The following is a 21,162-nucleotide window of genomic DNA, read 5'->3' as shown; positions in this document are numbered from 1 at the left end:
GAGATCCCGAGAAAAATGGGTAATTTAGCATGCGAATAGTAATCGTTCAGGCGGGCCTTGGCGCTGGCGGAGCGGAAAAAATAGTCAACATGCTGGCGCACCATCGTCTCGAACTCGGCGATAGGGTGGACGTCATCGCAGTCAACGCGCCGACCGCGGACTCCTTCTTTCCTTACGAAGACGCAATCACGATTCATGCGCTGGGTGGCGATAGCCGAGGGCGTCTCGACGGTAATTTGATCCGGCTCAGACGTTTGCGGCAACGCTTGCAAATGCTCCAGCCGCAACTTGTCATATCGTTTCTTACCAAAATCAACGCAATGGTGGGCATCGCCACGATCGGGCTCGACACCTCGACCATTATGTCTGAACGCAACAACTTCACGGCCCAACAAATGCATCCGGCCTGGCGACTTCTCTCTCGGGCGTTTGTAGGCCGCGCGGCGAACCTCGTCATGCAGACAGAACCGGCCCGCGCCTCTCTGCCGAACCGTTTGAAGCGCCGCGCTGTGGTGATCCCCAACCCCGTTACTCCCACGCCTGTCAACGGCCGGACGCAGAGGGAACACCCTAAATTCGTGGCGGTGGGCCGGCTGGAAAGACAGAAAGGCTTCGACCTCCTTCTGGAAGCCTTTGCACGCGCCGCCGACAAACTGCCTTCAGCGTCCCTGACGATATTCGGCGACGGCCCCGAGCGCCCTGCGCTGAAGTGTCTCGCGGAGAGGCTCGGCATTTCCGACAGGCTCATCATGCCGGGCACGACCAGAACTCCTCAGGAATGGCTGGAAGCTGGTAGCATCTTCGTTTTGAGTTCACGCTTCGAGGGTTTCCCGAACGTGCTGCTAGAAGCGCTTTTGACGGGAATGGCCACGGTTTCGTTCGACTGTCCCTGGGGGCCGTCCGAGATCTTCCGTAATGAAGAGGGCTATCCACTTGTCCCGGCCGCCGATGTCGACGCGCTAGCCTCGGCCCTCGTTCGCGTGGCGACCGACCCTGAAACCAAACGGCGCCTTGAAAATATGGGGCCGCGCGTTGCCGCGCGATTTTCCGAGTCCTCGGTATTCGCGCAATGGGATGGGCTCATCGATCGTACAGTCACGCATTGAGGCGAACGTCTACCATTGGGCGAACTGCTGAGCAGACGATAGCGACGGAGCGGACTTTACCAAAGCGGCTTCTCAACCTGCAGGTCTGACGTAAAGCTGCGCCGTGCCGTATCGATCCCGGATCTGGAAGTCTGCCACAGGCCGATAGCCGCGCGCAGTTGCATAGTCGAGCAGGGGCTTCTCGAGTTCAGGCTCAAAGCCAAGCAGGAAAGCGGCGGGCGGATCTGCGTCGAACAGATCGGCCACGCCCGCTGCGGAAACCATCTGATAAAAGCTGGCCAGATCCGGAGCTGTGCGATCGGCGGTGCGGAAGGCGAATGGACCGGTCGCGAGTTCGGGATAGACTGGAACTCCTCCCTCGAGCGGGTAAACCGGCGCGAGCGTCGCCACCTTGCCCGTCAGCCTCGCTGCGGCCAGCTGCCGAGCAATGTCGCCGCCGCTTGCATGGACGCGGGTGACAGCCCAGCGTTCTGGGCTCATGATTTTGCCAACGTGCTGCAGGAGCCGAGGCGCCTGCGCCGCAATGACTATTACACTTGCGGCGATCAGCGCCACCTTCGCTTGCTCGCGCCCTGCAGGCGAAAGCCCCGCGACAAGCACAATCAGTCCAAGCGGCAGGAAAATCAGCGGAGGGGCGAAATATTGCGGAAAGCTCGGTGTCGGGATCAGACTAAAGCCGGCGCTCACGCAGAAAGCGCCGGCTACGAGAAGCGCCACGCCCCGTTGCGCGGCGCGCGGCTGCTCGCGATTGCCCTCGTCGCTGGCCCAAATGCCTACCACCATTGCAAGCGCGGCAAGTCCGACGGCAATGGTGCCGCCAAGCCAAAGCTCGTGCGCGAGCGCCAGTTTTCCTGAGAGCGTGGTGACGGCGTCCTCGTCCGGCGCCCTTCCATCCTGAAAGTATTGCGCGTGCGGCCCCAGATGATAGCCGACGACATGGGCCAAGAAGCGGGCACGATCGGTTACGAGAAAGTAGAGTATGGGCAACCCGCCGATCAGCCCGCCTCCGGCCAGCGGCAATGCGACGCGCCACAAGCGCTCGCGAATACAGAAATGGCGGGGAAACAAGAATGCACCCATTGCTGCCGGCAGGATAAACGCGACCGCGCTAAGCTTGAACACGACAGCGAGTGAAAGGAAGAAGCCAGACGTCATGGCGAGCCATGGCAACGGAGTTTTGGACGTAACCGCAACGATGAACAGTCCGAATCCGATGAATGCGAACGGCAGCGGCAGAAAATTGTTGGTGGCTGACATGCCCGCCTGGGTCAGGAAGAGTTCGTTGACCAGGGAAAGAACAGCGATGCTCCAGGCGATCCACGCCGAGCGGGTGGCCGCATAGGCGAAAGCGCCGATGGCGGCAGCGAAGACAAGCCAAGCAAGAAGCACGCCGACCCGCCCGTCGAACAGAAGATAGTCGGACCCGAGTAACTGGCGGACCCCATGGAACCACCATGCCGAGCCCGGCGTATGGTTGTAGAAGAAGTCTTGATACAGGCTCTGATTGTCGAGAAGGCGGGCTGGCGGAACGTAGAGTTGCTCGTCCTTGCGCAACTCGTAGTTCATGAGACGCAGGAAAAGGCCAGCCAGCAAAAAGACCGAGAGGATGCCGGCTGCGGCTGCGAGCAGCAAGGAGTTGACCCTAATCTTTTGGCCGGCCAAGCCATTTTGGAGAATGGAACGTGGTGACCACAGCGTTCGGGTCTGATTACCCGGGCGCTGATCCAGCGGCAGCGCCGGAACAGGAATAGCAGCGTGAAGCATTCGCCGCTCCGCGCGGGCGGCCGGTGATCCCGTTTCTCCGATTTTCCCCGCGTGATCCGCAGCTGCGCCGCCGAAATAATGCATCTCACGCTCCGATCCGACCAGGGTGCTGATGTCTTCAGACTACTAAGACGCCAACTGGCAGGGATCGTTCGCTCCCCGCCGGTCGCGGCGCCTCATTCCGAAAAGCTGACCGCCAGCCACCTTGTTTTCACTCGTAACCGAGGGGAAGAACTCCCCAAACTCATCCTTTTGGCTGGGGGATCGGGACGCTATCAGCCGAACGGGCGAAGTGTGATGGGTGCGCGTCGCTTGTAACAATGTCTGAACGACTCGCAGGAAAAGCGGAGGCGATCATGAAAGTGGTCCTGTTGGCTGGAGGTCTTGGTTCGCGATTGGCCGAGGAAACAACGCGCATACCCAAGCCAATGGTCGAAATCGGCGGGCAGCCAATCATCATGCATGTGATGGATATCTACAGCCATTGGGGCTTCCGCGACTTCGTGGTGGCAGGCGGCTACAAATGCATGTCGATCAAGGCGTTCTTTCAGAACTTCCACCTGTCGACCGCGGATTTTACCGTGGCGCTTGGAAGCGGCTTCATGACCCTCAAGCCCACGCGGCCGCTCGACTGGAATGTGTCGGTGGTTGATACGGGCATCTCGACAATGACAGGCGGCCGCCTCCTTCAACTCCGCGACTGGATCGGCGACGAAACTTTTATGGTGACTTATTCCGATGGCCTCGGAAACATCGACCTCGAAGCGCTGCTCGCTTTTCATCGCTCGCATGGCCGCTTGGCGACCGTCACGGCCGTGCAGCCGCCGGCCCGCTTCGGAGGGCTGAAACTCGATGGCGATCGGGTCGCCGAGTTCACGGAGAAAGTGCCCACGCGAGAAACCTGGATCAACGGGGGCTTCTTCGTCTTCGAGCCGGGCGTACTGGACTATATCCCCGGCATGAATGAGCCTCTTGAGATGTCGCCGCTCTCAAACCTTGCAAAGGACGACCAACTATTTGCATTCAAGCATGACGGCTTCTGGCACCCGATGGACACAATACGCGACCGCGACCATCTCCACGCCCTCTGCGACGCAGATACGCCGCCCTGGTTGGACTTCGCGCCTGAATATGCGCGCCGTGTACCCAAGATCGCCCTGTCGGGAGACGGCCGAGTGCATGAGCGCGTTCATGGATGAAGCCGCTCTCAGCGAGGCTCTTGCGGGCCGCCGCGTTCTGGTCACGGGCCACACAGGCTTCAAGGGCGGATGGCTCTGCATGTGGCTGCGCCGCCTGGGAGCCAAGGTGGTAGGCGTATCACTGCCTCCTGTGCAGCATTCCTTCTGCAACGCCGTTCAACTCGAGGAGCTTATAGACAGCCGCCTGGGCGACATCAGGTCGGCCGAGAACTTCCGCGCCGCCATTGCCGGCGAAGAGTTTGATCTCGTAGTGCACCTGGCCGCACAGGCCATAGTGCGTACCTGCTACAAGGATCCGCTCACTGCATATATGACCAATGTCATAGGCACGGCGACGGTTCTTGAGGCGGCGCGCGCAATGCGATCGCTAAAGGCGGCCATCGTAGTCACAAGCGACAAATGCTACGAAAATAACGAGTGGGTATGGGGTTATCGCGAGCACGACCCGATGGGCGGGCACGACCCTTACAGTTCCTCCAAGGGCTGCGCGGAACTCGTCGCGGCTGCCTACCGGGCCTCCTTCTTCTCCAGTCCAAACGGTCCGCAACTTGCGACCGTCCGCGCGGGCAATGTGATCGGCGGGGGTGACTGGAGCGTAGACAGGCTGGTGCCCGACCTCATCCGCGCGCTTGAGAGCGGGGTGCCCGCGAGGCTGCGCAATCCTTACAGTGTCAGACCCTGGCTGCACGTCCTGGAACCCTTGCGCGGCTATCTCATGCTCGCTGCCCGCCTTCTCGATACCGGCTCGCGCTTTGCCGGCGCTTGGAACTTCGGATGCGATCGGGACGAGGCCGTCGACGTCGTGACGTTGGCCGAACTGGTTACTGAACGCTTCGGCGGAATGGGTCCAGGCTTTGTCATCGAAGCCGACCGCAATGGTCCGGCCGAATCGACGCTTCTGCGGCTCGACAGCACGAAAGCCTTCGTCGAGCTTGGCTGGAAGCCGCGCTTCACGGTCGAGGAAGCCATTTTAAAGACGGTTGCCTGGTATCGCGAGTTCCATAGGAGCCCAGGCGCGATCCGCACCTTCACCGAGAATCAGATCGCCGAGTATGCCGAAGGCTGGAGCGCTTCCAGCCCGGTCCGCCCGGCATCAACGTCAGGAATAAGGGTTGTGGCATGCGTGTGAACTATGGTCAGCCCGTTTTCGGTGAAGAAGAGATCGCCGCGGTTGTCGACACGATGCGCACATCAACCCAAATGGGTTCCCGCGTCCGTGCCATGCAGGATCGGGTCGCCGGGCTTTTCGGCAAGCGCCACGGGATCATGGTGAACTCCGGTTCTTCCGCGAACTACCTTGCTGTCGAACTTCTGAATCTTCCAAAGGGCGCCGAGATCATAACGCCTGCGCTGACATTCGCGACGACGGTCGCGCCGATCGTGCGTGCCGGCCTTGTGCCCGTCTTCGTCGACGCTGCCGAAGGGACCTACAACATCGACGTCGACAAGATCGAGCAGAGCATATCACCCAAAACTCAAGCCATGATGATCCCGTCGCTCATTGGCAACCTTCCCGATTGGGACCGCATCCGTGCGCTTGCCGACAAGCATGGCCTCAAGGTCGTAGAGGACAGCGCCGACACCCTCGGCGCTACATTGCGCGGCACGAGCACCGGTCTTCGCTCCGATATCAGCACCACAAGCTTTTACGGCTCTCACGTGATCACCGCCGCTGGAAATGGCGGCATGATCTGCGTCAACGATGATGCTCTTGCTCGGCGAGCTTTGCTTTTGCGCTCCTGGGGGCGGACTTCGTCACTGTTCATTGAATCGGAGTCGATCGAGAATCGCTTCAATGTCGAGCTTGACGGTTTCGACTACGACGCGAAATTCGTCTTCGAGGAACTCGGCTACAACGTCGAACCCTCCGAGATAGGCGCTGCGTTCGGCCTTGTGCAGCTTGAAAAGCTGCAGACCAACATCCTCGCGCGGGAGCGCAACTTTGCCGCTCAACTTGACTTCTTCAAGAACTACGAGGACTGGTTCATTCTGCCCCGGCAGATGCCCGCTTCCCGAACCGGCTGGCTCGCCTTCCCGCTAACGCTGCGCGAAAACGCGCCGTTCACCCGCCGCGAGATGCAGATTTTTCTAGAGCGGCGGGACATTCAGACCCGTCCCGTCTTCACCGGCAACATCCTGCGCCAGCCTGCAATGGCCAATGTGCGGTTCCGTTCCTCGCCGGCCGGCTATCCAGAAGCGGACGCCGTGATGCGCGGCGGCATTCTTCTCGCCTGTCACCACGGATTGTCCAGCGATGGGCTCGCCTACATCCATGAGAGCTTCCGGGAATTTGCCGAGCAGGCCGTTAGGGGCCGTACCCATGCGTTCGGCGCTGGCCGGACTTCGCCAATTCCGGCTGGAGCCTGAGGCGAAGAGGCCTGCTCGGCCGCTGAGGAAGACATCATGCCTCGCATCTTGATTACAGGCGGCGCGGGTTTTGTAGGGTCACATTTGGCGGCCACCGCTCTCGCTGCGAACCATCAGGTTCATATTGTGGCACGCCCGAGTTCCGACATCAGCCGGCTCGAGAAGTTGGGCGGCCAAGTGGAGCGTCACCGTTTCGACTTGCGGGACGACGCGGAGTTGCGGCGCTGCCTGGCCGACATTCGCCCCCAGATTGTCTTTCACTTGGCAGCCTCGCCTCGCCGAAGGGAGCATGCTGGGCTGGAAGACGTGCATGAGTTCGTCAGAGAGGATCTCGACAATCTTATTCTGCTTTTGAGGAGGCTCGGCGAAAGCCGCCGTCCGCCATCGGTTGTGATCAGAACAGGCTCGCTGGCCGAATATGGAACGGCGCCGCCGCCACACCGGGAAGAACAGCGCGAAGAGCCCGTGACAGCATATTCGGCCGCGCTTGTGGCTGCGACGCAGTTGGTTTCGGGAATCCAGGCGCGCCTGCCTTTTCCGGCGATCACGGCGCGCCTCGCCCTTGTTTTCGGCCCTGCGCAGTCAAAGGATTACTTTGTTCCGCTCCTTATCTCGAGATGTCTTGCCGGGCAGGAAGCGGTAGTTCTGCGGCCCGACGACCGGCGCGACTTCATCTTCGTGGACGATGTCGTAACCGCCCTCCTGCGGCTAGCGTCGGTGGTCGGGCGCAAAGCAGGCGTAATCAATATATCGAGTGGCGTCGCCCCTTCGATGAGGAAAGTCGCCAAACTGATCGTCGACCTCACCGAAGCCGATCCGAGCCTGGTGAAATATAGCGAGTCCAGTCCGGCCTCCGGTGCACCTCACCTTTGCTGCTCGCCTGAACTGGCCGGCAGACTCCTTGGCTGGCGGACCAGTATTTCTCTTCCCGATGGGCTCGCGCGGACAGTCCAGTGGTATCGCGAGCAACTCGAATGCGCGGCCATGCCGCTTTCCATTACCGGACTTCAGGGCGCCGCGCCCGAACAAAGGATTTGAGAGATGCTCAGTCCCAAGCAGCCTAAGATCTCCGTGCTGGTGCCGGCCTTCAACGAGGAGGCGAATGTCAGGCGCGCCTACCGCGCGATCACCGACGTATTCGATCAATTGCCCGGCTATGACTACGAGATCATCTTCACCGACAATCATTCGACAGACCGGACATTTGAACTGCTGAAGACCATCGCACAGGCGGATCCTCGAGTCTGTGTAATCCGCTTCAGTCGCAATGTGGGTTACCAGCGCTCGCTCTTGGCCGCCTATAAGGCAGCCAGCGGCGACTGCTCCATCCAGATCGACTGCGACCTCCAGGATCCGCCGACCCTCATCCCTCAAATGCTTGATCTCTGGGGACAGGGCAACCAGGTGGTGTACGGTGTGCGGCGCTCGTTGACCGACCGCTGGACGACGGCGCTGTTGCGAAGGCTCTTCTACCGCCTCGTGAATACACTCAGTGATGACGATCTGCCGATCAACGCAGGCGAGTTTCGCCTCGTTGACCGCTGCATCCTGACTGAACTTCGCAAGGTGGAGGACACGTCCCCTTATTTGCGGGGCCTTATCAGCGCAATGGGTTTCCGTCAGGTCGGCTTCGAATATGACCGGCAGAGCCGCGTGGCCGGAGAAAGCAAGTTTCCGCTGCGGGCCATGCTGATGCTCGGCGTGGATGCAGTGCTCAATCACTCCCTCATTCCGTTGCGTCTTGCGTCCTGGACAAGCCTTGTCGCCGGTACAGTCACTTTGATCCTTTTGTTCTCCTACATCATCGGCTTTTTCGTCTTCGGTCAGCAATGGCCGCGGGGGTTCACGACCACGACCGTACTTCTGCTTCTTTCCATGACGTTGAATGCAATGTTCCTTGGCATCCTGGGCGAGTATGTGGGCCGGATCTTCATGCAGTCGAAAAAGCGGCCCGGCACGATCGTGGAGGAGATCGTTAATCGGGAGCACGCCGCCGCCGAGATGTTCAGACGCGCGGAACTAGCGGAAACCTGATGGAGCGTCTGCTGGCCGCCTTGCGGGGCGCACATGACCTCGGCGAAATGGTGCGCTTCGCAGGCGTTGGCCTCGTGACAACGCTTTTGGACATCACATTGTTTTCTGCCCTGAGCGCCGCGGATGTTCCACCAGCGCCAGCGAATATCGCCTCCTACTCTTGCGGTATCGCGCTGAGCTACGCTCTCAATCGCCGCTGGACCTTTGGTAAGGACGCGTCGCTCTCACAAGCGCTCAAATTCGTCCTGGCAACAGCTTCCGGCCTGGTTCTGAGCACGTTGCTGCTTATCGCGTTGACCAAGGCGATGCCGCCCGTGGCGGCCAAAATCGTAACCTTACCCGTTGTTTTCCTTTGGAATTATCACTCCACCCGCCAGTGGGTGTTCCGCGGCTCAAAATTGTGATTGCAGACAGGGTTCGCCGGTGAATCCGTGCGGCCGCAAATTTCGGGCGCCAACGGCTAGGGCGTCCCCTGCCGCTAAGCTCCAATCAAATACCACCATTGAGGTAGTTGTTTCGAGCGCCGGCAAGGCGCCGTACTGACACATCAGCCTTATTGGTGCCGCTGGGACCCGAACAAGCGGATTGCCGGGGCATCCCCAACCGCCCAACATCGCGGTTCGATCTCATGCCATGGCGGTTGGAAACAATGCTGTCAGATACGGGTTTGCGGTGAAGTCGGGCAGTATAAAACAGGCTATCCAAAGCGTGGGCCAAGCCTTTCGGCATGAAGGCGGGCATCGATTGCGCCTGGCCAACATTGCGCATCTCCTGACTGGCAACGTTCTGGGCTCTCTGTTGGGCCTGGTCGCCTTCGCGCTTTCCGCCCGCGCCCTTGGCCTGGAGTCGTATGGACAGTTGGCCCTCGTGTTGACGTTCACACGCGTGATTGAGCGCATAGTGAGTTTCCAGTCGTGGCAACCCATCATCAAATACGGCGCCAGCCTGACGAAGCCGGAGCAGCGCGACGATCTTCGTGCGATTCTCAAGTTCGGCCTCTTGCTCGACATCGGCTCAGCCTTGTGCGCCTGGGTGGTCGCGCTCACTCTCGTGTTTGGAGCGGCATGGTTTCTCGGCTGGTCCGAGGAAACCGTGCGGCTGCTGATGCTTTACTCGACCGTGCTGCTTTTCCAGATCTCGGGCATGTCGACCGCCGTGCTGCGAATGGCCGGCAAATTCCGACTCCTTGCCTATGGCCAGCTTGTCACCACCTTGCTGCGTGTGGCGCTGTGTTGGATCGGCTTCATGCTGGGCGCGGGATTGATTTATTTCGCGCTGGTTTGGGGCGTCACCCAGATCCTCGGGTCGGCGACGAGGTTCATCCTTGCGATCCGGACGCTGCGCCAGCAGGGCGTGCGCGGAGTTCTCCGGGCTCCGATGAAAGGGGTCACCGCCCGCTTTCCGGGGTTATGGAATTTCGCCTGGTCATCCAACCTTTCGCTCACGCTGCGGATGAGCACGCAGGAGGTCGATACGCTGCTGGTGGGGGCGCTTGCGGACCCTGCGGCCGCCGGCCTGTATCATATCGCAAAGCGCTTCGGTCGATTTGGCCAACAAGTTGGCGTGCAGGCTCAGGCAGTGCTTTATCCCGATGTCGTCCGCATCTGGGCGAGTGGTCGCATCGATGAACTAAAGCGTGTGGTGCTGCATACCGAGCTGGTTCTCCTCGCCTTCGGCATCGCCGCAATCCTTATTCTCTTCGTGATGATCGACCCCCTGATAGTTTGGACGGCCGGCCGGGAGTTTATTGGCGCGGCCAATCTGGCGGTGGTGCAGATGGTGGCTGTCGCGCTGGTGATTTCCGGATCGGCGGCGCGGGCCGCGCTGCTCGGCATGGGCCGCCAGCGGGAGGTGCTCCGCATCGTGATTGTCGCGACAATGGCGTTCCATGTGACTGCGGTTCTTCTGATCCCTGAGATCGGCCCGATGGGAGGCAGTATCGCCCATATCGTGCTGGGCATCATTTGGGTGGTCGGACTCAGCATTTTGTTTCGTCAGACGATCAAGGCAGCCGGACTCTCGCGTGAGGGATCGGCCTCGGCGCTTGCTTGCGACCTTGCCGTTTCAAAGGGGATCTAGATGCTGTCAAACGCTGCAGGCAACTTTTCCTCCGTTCGTCCTCCGGGGCATCACCCGGCCGGTGACGCTCCTTTGATCCGATTGGACGCGGTGAATGCTCATCGGAGAGGGCTTTCCCATCTCCGCCGTCTCGAGTCCGAGGCAATTTTCATCATGCGCGAGGTGGCGGCCGAGTTCAGTTCTCCCGTGATGCTTTACTCTATCGGCAAGGACTCGGCTGTAATGCTGCATCTGGCGCGCAAGGCTTTTTATCCATCGCGCCCACCCTTCCCATTGCTCCACATCGATACGACCTGGAAGTTTCGCGAGATGATCAGCTTTCGCGACGCTGCCGCGCGCGAGGCGGGGATGGAGTTGATCGTCCACACCAATCAGGAGGGGCTTCGCGCAGGCATCACGCCCTTCACCCACGGCTCCTCCACCTACACCAACATCATGAAGACGGACGCGCTCAAACAAGCCCTTACTGCGGGCCGCTTCGATGCTGCCTTTGGTGGTGCGCGGCGCGACGAAGAGAAGAGCCGCGCGAAAGAGCGTGTCTTCTCCTTCCGGACCGAGAACCACGGCTGGGATCCGAAGAACCAGCGTCCCGAACTCTGGAACCTTTACAACACGCGGATCAAGAAATCCGAGTCGATCCGTGTCTTTCCGCTGTCCAATTGGACCGAACTCGACATCTGGCAATACATAGAGGAGGAGCAGATCCCGATCCCCTCGCTCTACTTCGCTGCTCCCCGACCCGTCGTGCGCCGCAACGGTCGGTGGATCGTGGTCGACGACGATCGCCTGCCGCTCGATCCGGGCGAGATGCCGGAGATGCGCACCGTCCGGTTCCGGACGCTGGGCTGTTATCCGCTGACGGCGGCAGTGGAGTCGAGTGCGGCCGACCTGCCAGCCATAGTGAGGGAGATGGCGCTCGCCCGCACGTCCGAGCGATCGGGGCGGCTGATAGATCACGACGAGGCGGGCTCGATGGAAAAGAAGAAGCGCGAGGGCTATTTCTGATGCTGGAAGAAGTGCAAGCACTGCGCCAGGAGGCGCATCACGAGCGGGCCCGAAAGGAACACCTCGAGAGCTCCCAAAACGCTGCGAAGCTCGCGTCGCTCGCCGATATATCTGCGCCCCGGCATAAAGATCTGCTGTGTTTCCTGACCTGCGGTTCGGTTGACGACGGCAAGTCGACGCTGATTGGCCGGCTCCTCTACGACACCCAACTCCTGATGGCGGATCAACTCGCCGATCTCGAGGATGTATCGCGCCGCCACGGCACAAACGGAAAAAGTATCGACTTTGCCCTTTTGGTGGACGGACTTGAAGCCGAGCGCGAGCAGAAAATCACTATCGATGTTGCGTATCGGTTCTTTTCCACAGACAAGCGCAAGTTCATCGTCGCCGATACGCCGGGACATGAACAATATACGCGCAACATGGCCACCGGCGCATCCAACGCGGACCTCGCTGTTGTCCTGATCGACGCGCGTAAAGGCGTACTCAATCAGACCCGCCGGCATTCCTTCATCGTGTCGCTGCTTGGCATCCGACATGTGGTGCTTGCCGTCAACAAAATGGACCTGATCGGCTATTCCCAAGCAATTTTCGACCGCATCGTCGAAGAGTACCGCGCGTTTTCGGCCGAGCTGGGTTTCGAGAGTCTCATCCCGATTCCGATCTCCGCGCGTTTAGGCGAAAACGTTGCGGCCCGGGGCGAAGCCATGCACTGGTATCGCGGCCCGGCTCTGATTGAGCATCTGGAGACTGTCGATGTTACTCGCGGTCCCGCCATTCGTCCGTTCCGCATGCCGGTGCAATGGGTCAATCGACCTAACATGGATTTCCGTGGTTTTTCGGGCACGATCTCAAGCGGCACAGTAAAGCCGGGGGACCCGATTGTCGTGGCGGGCTCGGGCCGCACTTCGACAGTCAAGGCGGTTGTTACTGCAGACGGTGAACTGCCGTGCGCGGTCGCGGGTGAAGCGGTGACTTTGACGCTTGCCGACGAGATCGATGTCTCGCGCGGCGATGTGCTGGCCGCGGCCGACAATCGACCCGAAGTTGCCGACCAGTTCACGGCCCACCTGATATGGATGAATGACGAGCCGCTGATTCCAAGCCGTGTCTACCTGATCAAGATCGCCGCCCGCACGGTAGGTGCGAGCGTTACGGACATCAAGCACAGGATCGACGTCGACAGCTTCAGCAAACTTGCAGCCAAAACGCTGGCGCTGAACGAGATTGGCTTGGTCAATATGGCAACCCAGCAGCCGGTTGCTTTTGAGCCCTACGGCTTAAGCCGCACGGGCGGTGCATTCATCTTGATTGACCGGGTGACAAACCAAACGGTGGGCGCTGGCGTAATAGAGCACGGCTTGAGGCGAGCAGCCAACATTCACTGGCAGGCGCTCGAAGTAAGCAAGAAGCAGCGCGCAAGCATGAAAGGCCAAAAGCCAGCAGTCCTCTGGTTCACAGGCCTGTCAGGCGCAGGCAAGTCGACCATTGCCAACGTGGTTGAGCGGCGGCTCGCAGCCTTGGGCCACCACACATACATGCTCGATGGTGACAATCTTCGCCACGGGCTCAACAAGGATCTGGGCTTCACCGACGCCGACCGCGTGGAAAATGTCCGCCGCACCGGCGAAGCGGCCAAGCTCATGGTGGACGCGGGCCTGATCGTGATCGCTTGCCTGATTTCGCCGTTTCGTGCCGAGCGCACAGCGGTGCGTGAGTCGCTCGAGCCCGGGGAATTCGTCGAAGTTCATGTCAGCACGCCGCTTGCAATCGCTGAAAGCCGAGATCCGAAAGGCCTTTACAAACGCGCCAGGCAGGGCCTCATCCAAAACTTCACAGGCATTCATAGTCCCTATGAGGAGCCGGAAAGCCCGGACATCAAGATCACGGCCGAAATGACCGCGGAGGAAGCTGCGGAGAGAGTGGTTGGCTTTCTCAGCAATGCCGGATATCTCTCGGACGAAGCCGGTTCGAAGCAATGACAGAGCCGGTTCCAATAGACCCGCCTCGAGTTTGTTTTCCTTTCACGGGAGGACAGCTGGGTGGAAGTCACATTTCGGCGTTGAAACTCATCCAAAATCTGGATCCCCGCCGGATCAGGCCTGTTGTCGTACTTCAGGACTCCGGCGGCCCGCTCGCGGCCTTTCTGAGGGAGCAGGGTCAGCCGTTCGTCAGTTTCGACGCCGGCGAAATCCTCCTGCCGGGCCGGAGGCGTGCGCTAAGCCTCGGCGCCTTTATCACGCGTACCCTTCCCAATATTCGCCGCTTCATTCGGGAAGGGCGTTTCGAAATCGTGCACACCAACGATGCTAAAACGCATGTGAATTGGGGCGTTGCCGCGCGGCTGGCGGGCGCCAGGGTGGTATGGCACCACCGTGGTGATCCCGATGCGATGGGCGCCAACTGGCTGGCGCCGCTGATCGCCGACCAAATGATCACAGTATCGCGCTTCGCCCGTCCGCGTCGGCCCATAAGGTCGCTCGAAAGCCGGCTCAGCGTGATCCACAGCCCATTCGATAAGCCTGCAGTAATCCCTGACCGCGAAAAGGCGAAGGCCGAGCTGGCAGCACTCCTTGGCGTCGCCCCCGGGACCCCTGTGCTGAGTTTCGTCGCTAATCTTGTCGAACGAAAACGCCCGTTCCTTTTCCTTGAAATCCTCGCCCGCTTCCGTAACCAGCACCCAGATATTCCAGCTGTGGGCTGTGTGTTCGGCGTCTCGCCGGCGGGACGCATCGATCTAGAGCCAGCGATGAGGGCTCGAGCCGCGTCGCTGGGCTTGGGCGAAACGGTCCGCTTCATGGGGTTTCGCAGTCCCATCGAGCCTTATCTGGCGGCAACCGATATTCTTCTGGTTCCTGCGATGGGGGAACCTTTCGGCCGGACATTGATCGAAGCGATGTTTCTGGGCACGCCTGTGGTGGCGACGCGCCACGGCGGCAATCCGGAGGCGATCCAGAATGACCATACTGGCATTCTGGTCGAGCCTGAAAATGCCGAAGCCTTCGTCGAGCCGATCGCGCGGCTCTTGGCCGATCCGGGAACCTGGATGCGCATCAGCCGAACGGCAGCGGTTCACGTCCACTCTGCATTTAGCTCCGCGCATCACGCCGAACAGGTCGAGAGGGTATACGACAGGGCTCTCCGGCAGCGCTTCAGAACTCGCGTAGACGCAAAACTATCCGAACGCATGCCTGGGGAAGCATATTGAGGGAGGTCAATGTTCATGCAGGCGACAGACGTCAACTTTCTCATCATCGGCGCCGCCAAGAGCGCGACCACATGGCTTCAACAGACGCTACAAGCAGATCCGGCGATTTCCATGCCCGATCCCGAACTGCACTATTTCAGCCGCTTCTATGATCGAGGCCACGACTGGTATTTCGACCAGTTCCCCAGAACGGAAGGCAAGAGGGTCGTCGGCGAAAAATCGAACTCGTACCTCGACACTCCAGCCGCGGCGGAGCGGGTGAAGATGCTGCTCCCACACGCCAAACTGATTGTGCAACTCCGCAACCCGGTCGAGCGCGCCTACTCCGACTACTGCATGCTCTACCGCCGTGGTGAAGTCGGCGGGGACATCCGCGCCCATCTCAGTTCCCGGGGGAACGTCAAAAACCGTTTTCTCGTCGGCGGATGCTACTACGAGCAATTGCAGCAGTATCGCGAGCGTTTTCCCGAAAGCCAGATGCTCGTACTCCTGTTCGAAGACATGATCGCCCACCCCGATGTCCAGATCAAACAGGTTCGGGAGTTCCTGGGTCTTCATGCGGATGCGCCGCAGGCGGTCGTCGCAAAGAAGGTCAAGGACCGCAGCGAGCCAATGATCGGCCCACGCCTGCGTAAGGCGATCAAGCCCTTGAAGCCACTCCTGCGCCCGTTCCGCGCCAACCCGGTTTTTGCCGCTTTTTGGAGCGGGCTCGCTCGCGAGATCTCATACCCGCCACTCACTCAGGACGTGCGCTCGCAACTAATCGACTTCTACGCGGACGATGTCGGTCGACTAGAAAAGATGCTGAAACGAGACCTGTCGTATTGGCTCCATCCTACCCCTTTAGATGGTCTAGCTCATGCTGCAAACTATTCCTAGGTACTAGCAAAATAGAGGCTGAATGATGGTATTGCTTTGATCCGGGAAAACCTTCTTCAATAGGAAGACGGATGAAGGCTGGTCCTCGCGCTGGCCCGACAAAATTTGGAAAAATGAAGTGTAATTCTTGGCGGCATGCACGCTGTGCTGCCAGACCGACGGTCTTTGGCGCCGCCGGCGTGCGACCTCGTGCGCTACGGCGAGCCGGTGACGACCTAAACCGAGGTGATGAGATGAGCCAGATCGAACAGCCCTTGAGAACGGGTGCCTCGCTCGGCTTTCACGCTGTGCCCCTCTATGCGGCGATTGCGCTCGGGAGGCTGCTCAGCGGACCCGACTGCATGCGCGATCTGCCAGCCCTTCAGCGGGGGGAGGTATACGCCTATCTGCGCCGGCGCCTGATCGGCCGCGTCAAAGCGGTCAGCAAGAGTAGGAATCTTTTTCTTGATGATCTCATGATGTCGGCCCTGGCGGTCCTTCTCGCTACGATGGTGCGGTTAGGTTTGGACGGCCAGGTCGCGGGGCCTGAAAGCTTCCGTTTCCTGCTGTTCACGGTGCCCGGATTTGTTCTGGTCTGCGCGGCAATTTTTCCGCTGAGCCCCCTCTATAGCCGCAATTGGCGCCATGCCTCGGTGGCCGATCTTTTCGGCATCGTCCGGGTTGTTTGCGTCGCTTCGCTCGTCTTTGTGTTCTGTATTTTTGTTGCACGGTTATTCTCTGTGCCGCGCTCCGTGATGGTGATCCAAGCCTTGATCTTGGCGCCGCTTATGATTGCGTTGCGGCTCCGCCCTCAGTATCGCGCGATGTTGCACCTGGCGCCGCCCTTGCTCACGACGCCGGAGGAACAGGGAGACAAGCTTCCCGTGCTGCTGATAGGCACCGGTGACGCGGCTGACCTTTACCTCTGCGCGCTGCAACGCGATCCCACGGCCCGCTACTGGCCGGTCGGCATTCTCGACAACGGAACCGCGCCGGAAGGCTTCTATCTCAGGGGAGTGCCGGTTCTTGGCAGTATCGGCGACTTCGAGGCCGTGGTTAGGGACCTGGACTATAGGGGGGCCAGGCCGCGCCATCTGATCCTCACGGAGGGTGCCTCAGGCTTTGCGGAGTCGGGCTTCGAGGAACTGATTAACTGCGCCGACCGCTTGGGTATGGCCATCTCGCGACCCGCGCCTGTTCTGGAACTGCGCAATCCCAAGTCGGAGAGTCGGTTCGAACTCCGCCCCATTGAGTTAACGGACCTCCTGGAGAGGCCGCAGGCTGCTCTCGACCGCGACGCTCTTCGGCGGATGATCGAGTGTCGCCGAGTCCTCGTAACCGGGGCAGGCGGCTCAATCGGCAGCGAATTAAGTCTGCAACTGGCAGCTCTCGGCCCCTCCGAGCTGGTGGCGATAGACCACTGCGAGTACAATATCTACGCCATCGATCTGGAGTTGGGCGAGAAATTTCCCAACCTCGCGCGCAAGGCCTATCTCTGCGATGTGCGCGATGCGGCACGGCTGTTGGAGATCTTCGACCGGCACCGTCCCGAGCTCGTGTTCCACGCCGCGGCGCTCAAGCACGTGCCGATGGTCGAACTCAACCCGTGCGAAGGTGTGTTGACCAATGTTCTTGGCACGATGAACGTTGCCGACGCGACGCGCCGGTGCGGAGCGAAGGCGATGGTCCAAATCTCCACGGACAAAGCGGTGAACGCAACGAGCATCATGGGCGCAACCAAGCGTTTGGCGGAACTGTATTGCCAAGCACTCGATCTCGTGTCCGCTTCCGCCGAAAACCCCGTCCGCTTCATGACTGTGCGTTTCGGCAATGTACTGGGATCGAGCGGATCGCTGATCCCCCTTTTCAAGCGCCAACTCGCCCGCGGTGGTCCGTTGACCGTAACCCATCCCGAGATGACACGCTTCTTCATGACGATTCGCGAGGCAGTCGAACTCACGCTTCAGGCATCGGCTTACGGACTCGAAAAGCAGGTTGGCCAGGGCGAAATCTTCGTTCTCGACATGGGCGAGCCGATCAAGATCATCGACATGGCCCGTCGTATGATCAAACTCGCGGGCTATGTGCCTGACGAGGACATCAAGATCGACATAGTCGGCTGCCGGCCCGGCGAGAAGCTGTTCGAGGAACTGTTCGACGACGACGAGCGGCGTGTGAACTCGCCAGTGCCAGGTGTTCTCGGCGCGATCCCTCATCCCGTACCGCTTTCCCGACTGCAGCGAGCCTTCGTCCAATTGCGCCGCCACGCGAAGTCTGGTGATCTGGACGGGCTGGTCGAGCTTCTCGCTCAGATACTGCCGAGCTACCGGAGGCAATCGGCGAAGCCGCCGTCGCTTGCCATGCCAACAAGCGCCAAGCCCCGAGGTTACCAGGCGGCAGCTTGATCCGCTGCGAAGGACGAGAGAAATGCTCAAACCCATCCTCGCTGGCTTGGCCGTTTTGCTCGCAGGCGGCTTTGCTCAAGCGGCGGATAAGGCTTCCGCCGATCAGCCCATCGCCGCCATGGAACGCGCGGGCTCCTATTTCAGAAACCATCTCGGAATCGACGGGACCTACGTCTGGCAATATTCAGTCGACGGCAACGTGAGGCGAGGTGAAGGAGGCACGGTCGGCGGTAGCGTAGGATGGGTTCAGCCGCCAGGAACGCCCGCGGTCGGGGCTGCCTTTTTGCGTATCTATGAGGTGAACGGCGACAAGCAGTGGCTTGACGCCGCTCATACGGTTGCGAGGGCGCTTCTCCGGACACAGCTTGCTTCAGGCGGCTGGTTCAAATCCGTCGAGACGGATCCGGGAAAGATGACGGAGTGGTGCTACCGCTCGGGCGGAGCCAAGGGCAATTCATGTGAGGAAAAGAAGGGCAACCCACCTTCCAACAAGACTCAGCTTGACGACAACAATACCCAAAGCGTGCTCAATTTCCTCATGTGGTTCGACAAGGCGAGCACGGCGAGCGATCCTGAGGTCCGCGAGAGCATCGAATTCGCTCTGAGCCGACTGATGAAGGTACAGTATGGCAACGGTGCGTTTCCGTTTTCCTTCTCCGACAAGGCTCCTGGCGCCGACAAGAAGACGGCGACACGCGCGAGCATACCTCCGGATTGGCCTCGTGATTGGGTGAAACCGGACGCGCCGCCTTATTTCGTGGTCAATGACCATCTTCAGCGAGATACGGGCCGGCTTTTCCTCAATGCCTATCAAGCGTACCATCGGCCCCAGTATTTGCGGACCGCGATGAGGATCGGCGACTTTCTTGTTGCGGCCCAGTTGCCTCGGCCTCAGCAAGGCTGGGCACAAGTATATGACCGCACACTACAACCGGTCTGGGGTCGGAAGTTCGAGCCGCCAAGCCTCGCTTCCAGCGAAACCGCCGGCAGCATCGAATACCTGCTCGAACTGTATGAGGAGACCAACAAGGCGCAATATCTGGAAACTGCGACTTCCGCGGCGGAGTGGCTGAAAAGTTCGCGGCTGCCAGATGGGACATGGGCCCGGTTTTACGAGCTCAACACCGACCGACCACTTTACGTCGATAACAACTACAAGGTGACCTACGAAGATCGGGACTTGCTGAGCCACTATGGAATGAAGGGCACGTTCAACATTCAAACGCTTCTCGACCGCATGAGGCTTGAGAATCCTGAGGAAGTCGCGCCGGGTCCGGATTTCTGGGTCAGTTCGGCCGACGAACTCAGTCGCGACGAGATCGAGCTGAAGGTGCAGCAGTTAATCGAAAGCCAGGATGCCGAGGGGCGCTGGGTCGACGGCAAATGGATCGACGGCCAGCGCTTCGTTGATGCCGTATTCACTCTTGCGCGCTTCGCGTCTATGCCAGACGAGGAGTAGCGGCGAGATCTCGCCCCGGACATGTCGATCGACCCCGTCGAGGCGAGAGCGAAGGTGTCCTGTAGTTCTTATGAACAAACGGCCTAAACACCTTCTCCTCATGGCCAGTCTTGCGCGTGAAAACAGCGCCTTCTATTTTCCGGATTGGTCAACTGGGTACCATCTCCGAGCCGTCGGATGTGAGTCGAAGAGCAAGGGAAAGCATACCCTTCCATGTTCAAGCTTCGAGATCTTCTCGGTGTCGGTTTAGCCGCTTCAATCACGCTGCTGGCGTCGCCGATCACGGAGGCAGGCGTTTCGGCGGCTTCCAGCCGCTTCACACGTTCGGTCGCCGACGGAATCGATGCCGTCGGGCAGCAGGACGCAGGGGGCGACAACAAGTCGCCGAAGCTTCCTGATGGCCGCCAACGTGCTTTTCCTACAGCTGAGGGGTTCGGCGCCGCAGCCGTTGGCGGCAGGGGTGGGCGTGTCTTTTACGTGACCAGCACAGAAGAATCCGGACCTGGCACCTTGAGGGAGTGCATTGAGGCTAAAGGCCCTCGAAATTGTGTCTTCCGCGTCGCCGGCACGATCACCTTGGACGATGCCGCATTGGTCATCCGCAACCCCTTCATCACCATAGCCGGAGAAACCGCGCCGGGGGGCGGCATCGCAATCCGAAACAGCGACGAACAAATCCGTCCCTCGATCTCCATCGAGACGAACGACGTGATTATCCGTCATCTCCGGATTCGCCCCGGCCCCCACGCAGTCAAAGCCTGCTGTTCGGGAGCGCTCGGTCTCTACACGAAAGCCGCGACCAATGTGATGTTGGATCATATCTCCTTTAGTTGGGGATCCGACGAAACGATCGACTCGGAAGACGCCACAAACTTCACGCTGCAGTGGGCTTTGGTCGGAGAGCCGCTTCTCAACGGGGGACCAGGCAAAAGAAACCGGGCCCGGAACGCGCTTTTCACGAAGGGCGGAAACATCACCGTGCATCACAGCCTCTTTGTGGATGGGCAGTTCCGCAACCCCCAGATCAAGATGGCCGAGCCGGGAGCGGTCGTCGATGTTGTGAACAACGTCCTTTTTTCTCCCCTATGGCAATACGTAATCACCCTTGGCGACGAGTGGGCGAAAATCAACGCGAACATCGTCGGCAACTACAAGATTGCGGGTAAGAAAAGGACGAGCGATCGTCTCGTCTACATCATGGAGGAAAGCGGAAAAGGATTTTCCGTCTATCTTCGAGACAACTACGACGAAACTTATCGCACCGACCGTCTTCAGCCCGAAGCTGCGGTCCTGCCTCCTAAGTTTCGACATTATGTCACAACCGAACCATTCGTGGCGCCGACTGTCCGTACCACTTCGCCGGAGAATGCCTATTTCGAGGTGCTCCAGAATGCGGGCGCGACGAAGCCGAAGCGCGACTCCGTCGATGAGCGCCTGGTGAGGCAAGTCCGCGACAGGTCGGGAAAGCTGCTCAAATCTGATCCGGAAGAAGTTGGCGGCTGGCCCGATCTTGAGGGCGGAGAAGCTTATCCCGATAGCGATGGAGACGGGATCGAAGACGGATGGGAGCGACGCTTCGGCCTGGATCCGGCCAACCCTCACGACGGCGCGGCCGACAAGGACGGGGACGGCTGGACCAATTTCGAGGAGTTCACTCACGAACTCGCCGGCGATGTCT

General features: G+C 60.0%; 16 protein-coding genes. 15 read left to right on the top strand and 1 reads right to left on the bottom strand.

Annotated features, from left to right (window positions below; all coding sequences use genetic code 11):
• Positions 1–29 precede the first annotated feature (29 nt).
• Complete coding sequence (locus G6N73_RS24850) at positions 30–1,106, top strand: glycosyltransferase (RefSeq protein ID WP_281352976.1); 1,077 nt, start codon at positions 30–32, stop codon at positions 1,104–1,106.
• Positions 1,107–1,178: 72 nt separating this feature from the next.
• Here G6N73_RS24850 and G6N73_RS24845 read toward each other — a convergent pair whose 3' ends face one another.
• The gene (locus G6N73_RS24845) at positions 1,179–2,738 is read right to left on the bottom strand and encodes a hypothetical protein (RefSeq protein WP_165032526.1); all 1,560 of its coding nucleotides are present in this window, start codon (positions 2,736–2,738) and stop codon (positions 1,179–1,181) included.
• A 488-nt stretch (positions 2,739–3,226) separates the two neighbouring features.
• On the opposite strand from G6N73_RS24845, the gene rfbF reads away from it, so the two are divergent.
• The 14 genes from rfbF to G6N73_RS24775 all read left to right on the top strand — a co-directional run.
• Positions 3,227–4,069, top strand: coding sequence for a glucose-1-phosphate cytidylyltransferase (rfbF, locus tag G6N73_RS24840; protein WP_165032524.1), 843 nt, complete (start codon positions 3,227–3,229; stop codon positions 4,067–4,069).
• Complete coding sequence (rfbG, locus tag G6N73_RS24835) at positions 4,050–5,198, top strand: CDP-glucose 4,6-dehydratase (RefSeq protein WP_165032522.1); 1,149 nt, start codon at positions 4,050–4,052, stop codon at positions 5,196–5,198. Before rfbF ends, rfbG begins: the two co-directional genes overlap by 20 nt.
• A complete protein-coding gene (locus G6N73_RS24830) occupies positions 5,189–6,436 on the top strand; it encodes an aminotransferase class I/II-fold pyridoxal phosphate-dependent enzyme (RefSeq protein ID WP_165032520.1) in 1,248 nt (415 codons plus the stop codon). The genes rfbG and G6N73_RS24830 overlap by 10 nt, the downstream gene beginning before the upstream one ends.
• A gap of 36 nt (positions 6,437–6,472) precedes the next feature.
• Entirely contained in the window at positions 6,473–7,474 is a 1,002-nt protein-coding gene (locus G6N73_RS24825; RefSeq protein ID WP_165032518.1) for an NAD-dependent epimerase/dehydratase family protein, read from the top strand.
• A 33-nt stretch (positions 7,475–7,507) separates the two neighbouring features.
• Entirely contained in the window at positions 7,508–8,470 is a 963-nt protein-coding gene (locus G6N73_RS24820) for a glycosyltransferase family 2 protein (RefSeq protein WP_343044732.1), read from the top strand.
• Positions 8,470–8,874, top strand: coding sequence for a GtrA family protein (locus G6N73_RS24815; RefSeq protein WP_165032513.1), 405 nt, complete (start codon positions 8,470–8,472; stop codon positions 8,872–8,874). The genes G6N73_RS24820 and G6N73_RS24815 overlap by 1 nt, the downstream gene beginning before the upstream one ends.
• A 229-nt stretch (positions 8,875–9,103) precedes the next feature.
• Complete coding sequence (locus G6N73_RS24810) at positions 9,104–10,549, top strand: lipopolysaccharide biosynthesis protein (RefSeq protein WP_165032511.1); 1,446 nt, start codon at positions 9,104–9,106, stop codon at positions 10,547–10,549.
• Complete coding sequence (gene cysD, locus G6N73_RS24805) at positions 10,550–11,554, top strand: sulfate adenylyltransferase subunit CysD (RefSeq protein ID WP_165032509.1); 1,005 nt, start codon at positions 10,550–10,552, stop codon at positions 11,552–11,554.
• Entirely contained in the window at positions 11,554–13,536 is a 1,983-nt protein-coding gene (cysN, locus tag G6N73_RS24800) for a sulfate adenylyltransferase subunit CysN (RefSeq protein WP_165032507.1), read from the top strand. Before cysD ends, cysN begins: the two co-directional genes overlap by 1 nt.
• On the top strand, positions 13,533–14,762 hold the full coding sequence (locus G6N73_RS24795) for a glycosyltransferase family 4 protein (RefSeq protein ID WP_165032504.1): 1,230 nt from the start codon (positions 13,533–13,535) through the stop codon (positions 14,760–14,762). The genes cysN and G6N73_RS24795 overlap by 4 nt, the downstream gene beginning before the upstream one ends.
• A gap of 15 nt (positions 14,763–14,777) precedes the next feature.
• Positions 14,778–15,641 (top strand): sulfotransferase family protein, encoded by an 864-nt coding sequence (locus G6N73_RS24790; RefSeq protein ID WP_165032502.1) that lies wholly within the window; start codon positions 14,778–14,780, stop codon positions 15,639–15,641.
• Positions 15,642–15,874: 233 nt separating this feature from the next.
• Positions 15,875–18,025: a nucleoside-diphosphate sugar epimerase/dehydratase gene (locus G6N73_RS24785; protein ID WP_165032500.1), complete on the top strand. Its 2,151-nt coding sequence runs from the start codon at positions 15,875–15,877 to the stop codon at positions 18,023–18,025.
• A 22-nt stretch (positions 18,026–18,047) separates the two neighbouring features.
• The gene (locus G6N73_RS24780; RefSeq protein ID WP_165032498.1) at positions 18,048–19,484 is read left to right on the top strand and encodes a pectate lyase; all 1,437 of its coding nucleotides are present in this window, start codon (positions 18,048–18,050) and stop codon (positions 19,482–19,484) included.
• A 213-nt stretch (positions 19,485–19,697) separates the two neighbouring features.
• On the top strand, positions 19,698–21,162 hold a 1,465-nt coding region (locus tag G6N73_RS24775; protein ID WP_206079066.1), incomplete at its 3' end, for a pectate lyase.

This window comes from Allomesorhizobium camelthorni (assembly GCF_011045125.1).
Taxonomy (GTDB): Bacteria; Pseudomonadota; Alphaproteobacteria; order Rhizobiales; family Rhizobiaceae; genus Allomesorhizobium; species Allomesorhizobium camelthorni.
Note: the sequence above shows the minus strand (reverse complement) of the source record. Positions and strands in the feature narration are given on the sequence as shown.